Below are 3204 nucleotides of genomic sequence, written 5' to 3' on the forward strand. Positions count from 1 at the left end.
TCTTTAACAATTTGGAAAGCTGATAGTACTAACTAAAGGCGCATAAATGATGATTCGTTGTCGTTTGTGTGATCACGTTAGTGCGAAAAACGTTAATGCGAAAGCATTAACACTTGAGTTCTCAAAACACTGTTTAAGTGTCTTGAATATTCTAAAAAACTAAGGCGAGTCCACTTCCTACCCTGGAGGTGAGACAAGTAAAAACCAGCTGGTCATGATATGACCCAGAGCTCTTCTCTTGTTAATTCAAGGGTGTGAAACTCATTTGGGTTGTATGGTTAAGTGACCAAGCGTATACGGTGGATGCCTTGGCAGTCAGAGGCGATGAAGGACGTAATAACTTGCGAAAAGCGTTGGCGAGCTAGTAATAAGCATTTGAGCTAACGATATCCGAATGGGGAAACCCACATGCATAAGCATGTATCACAACATGAATACATAGTGTTGTGAGGCAAACCCGGGGAACTGAAACATCTAAGTACCCGGAGGAAAAGAAATCAACCGAGATTCCCCTAGTAGCGGCGAGCGAACGGGGATTAGCCCTTAAGTCTATGGGGTGTTAGTGGAATGTGTTGGAAAGCACAGCGGCACAGGGTGATAGCCCCGTACATGAAAACTAACCATAGATGAAAACGAGTAAGGCGGGACACGTGACATCCTGTTTGAATATGGGGGGACCATCCTCCAAGGCTAAATACTCCTGACTGACCGATAGTGAACCAGTACCGTGAGGGAAAGGCGAAAAGAACCCCTGTGAGGGGAGTGAAATAGAACCTGAAACCGTATACGTACAAGCAGTGGGAGCGGTTCTTGAGACCGTGACTGCGTACCTTTTGTATAATGGGTCAGCGACTTACATTTTGTAGCGAGGTTAAGCGAATAGCGGAGCCGTAGGGAAACCGAGTGTTAACTGCGCGTTTAGTTGCAAGGTGTAGACCCGAAACCGAGTGATCTAGCCATGGGCAGGTTGAAGGTTGAGTAACATCAACTGGAGGACCGAACCGACTTATGTTGAAAAATGAGCGGATGACTTGTGGCTGGGGGTGAAAGGCCAATCAAACTCGGAGATATCTGGTTCTCCTCGAAAGCTATTTAGGTAGCGCCTCGAGCGAATACCATTGGGGGTAGAGCACTGTTAAGGCTAGGGGGTCATCCCGACTTACCAACCCTTTGCAAACTCCGAATACCAATGAGTACTACTCGGGAGACAGACAGCGGGTGCTAACGTCCGTTGTCAAAAGGGAAACAACCCAGACCGTCAGCTAAGGTCCCAAAGTGTATGTTAAGTGGGAAACGATGTGGGAAGGCTTAGACAGCTAGGATGTTGGCTTAGAAGCAGCCATCATTTAAAGAAAGCGTAATAGCTCACTAGTCGAGTCGGCCTGCGCGGAAGATTTAACGGGGCTAAACATACCACCGAAGCTACGGGTGCATTTCTTAGGAAGTGCGCGGTAGAGGAGCGTTCTGTAAGCGGTTGAAGGTGAAGGGGTAACCCACACTGGACGTATCAGAAGTGCGAATGCTGACATGAGTAACGATAAAGGGAGTGAAAAACTCCCTCGCCGGAAGACCAAGGGTTCCTGTCCAACGTTAATCGGGGCAGGGTGAGTCGACCCCTAAGGTGAGGCCGAAAGGCGTAATCGATGGGAAACAGATTAATATTTCTGTACTTCCGCTAACTGCGATGGAGAGACGGAGAAGGCTAGGCTAGCGCGGCGTTGGTAGTCCGCGTTTAAGGTGGTAGGTTGATTTCTTAGGCAAATCCGGGAAATCGTACTTTAATGTACAGGCTGAGAGCTGATGACGAGTCACTACGGTGATGAAGTAGTTGATGCCATGCTTCCAGGAAAATCTTCTAAGCTTCAGGTTAGTGGGAATCGTACCCCAAACCGACACAGGTGGTCGGGTAGAGAATACCAAGGCGCTTGAGAGAACTCGGCTGAAGGAACTAGGCAAAATGGTACCGTAACTTCGGGAGAAGGTACGCTGCTGTTGGTGATGGGACTTGCTCCCTAAGCTGACGGCAGTCGCAGATACCAGGTGGCTGCAACTGTTTATCAAAAACACAGCACTGTGCAAAATCGCAAGATGACGTATACGGTGTGACGCCTGCCCGGTGCCGGAAGGTTAATTGATTGGGTTATCTTCGGAGAAGCTCATGATCGAAGCCCCGGTAAACGGCGGCCGTAACTATAACGGTCCTAAGGTAGCGAAATTCCTTGTCGGGTAAGTTCCGACCTGCACGAATGGCGTAATGATGGCCACGCTGTCTCCAGCCGAGACTCAGTGAAGTTGAAATTGCGGTGAAGATGCCGTATACCCGCGGCTAGACGGAAAGACCCCGTGAACCTTTACTATAGCTTGGCACTGAACATTGAACCTACATGTGTAGGATAGGTGGGAGACTTTGAAGCTTGGACGCTAGTCTGAGTGGAGTCAATCTTGAAATACCACCCTTGTAGTTTTGATGTTCTAACTCTGGCCCCTTATCGGGGTTGAGGACAGTGCCTGGTGGGTAGTTTGACTGGGGCGGTCTCCTCCCAAAGAGTAACGGAGGAGCACGAAGGTTGGCTAAGTACGGTCGGACATCGTACGGTTAGTGCAATGGCATAAGCCAGCTTAACTGCGAGACATACACGTCGAGCAGGTACGAAAGTAGGTCATAGTGATCCGGTGGTTCTGAATGGAAGGGCCATCGCTCAACGGATAAAAGGTACTCCGGGGATAACAGGCTGATACCGCCCAAGAGTTCATATCGACGGCGGTGTTTGGCACCTCGATGTCGGCTCATCACATCCTGGGGCTGAAGTCGGTCCCAAGGGTATGGCTGTTCGCCATTTAAAGTGGTACGCGAGCTGGGTTCAGAACGTCGTGAGACAGTTCGGTCCCTATCTGCCGTGGGCGTTGGATGATTGAAGGGAGCTGCTCCTAGTACGAGAGGACCGGAGTGGACGAACCGCTGGTGTTCGGGTTGTCATGCCAATGGCATTGCCCGGTAGCTACGTTCGGAATCGATAACCGCTGAAAGCATCTAAGCGGGAAGCGAGCCCTAAGATGAGTCATCCCTAGAGCTTTAAGCTCTCTAAAGGGCCGTAGGAGACTACTACGTTGATAGGCAAGGTGTGTAAGCGTTGTGAGGCGTTGAGCTAACTTGTACTAATGACCCGTGAGGCTTAACCATACAACCCAGATGGGTTTTACTGA

The 3204-nt window shown here is 49.7% G+C and carries 1 rRNA gene; it reads left to right on the forward strand.

Annotation, left to right across the window (positions count from 1 at the left end):
- Positions 1–276: 276 nt before the first annotated feature.
- Positions 277–3181: ribosomal RNA gene (locus CXF78_RS18080) — 23S ribosomal RNA — on the forward strand.
- Positions 3182–3204 lie beyond the last annotated feature (23 nt).

It is taken from the genome of Shewanella sp. 11B5 (assembly GCF_002836795.1).
GTDB classification, from domain to species: domain Bacteria; phylum Pseudomonadota; class Gammaproteobacteria; order Enterobacterales; family Shewanellaceae; genus Shewanella; species Shewanella frigidimarina.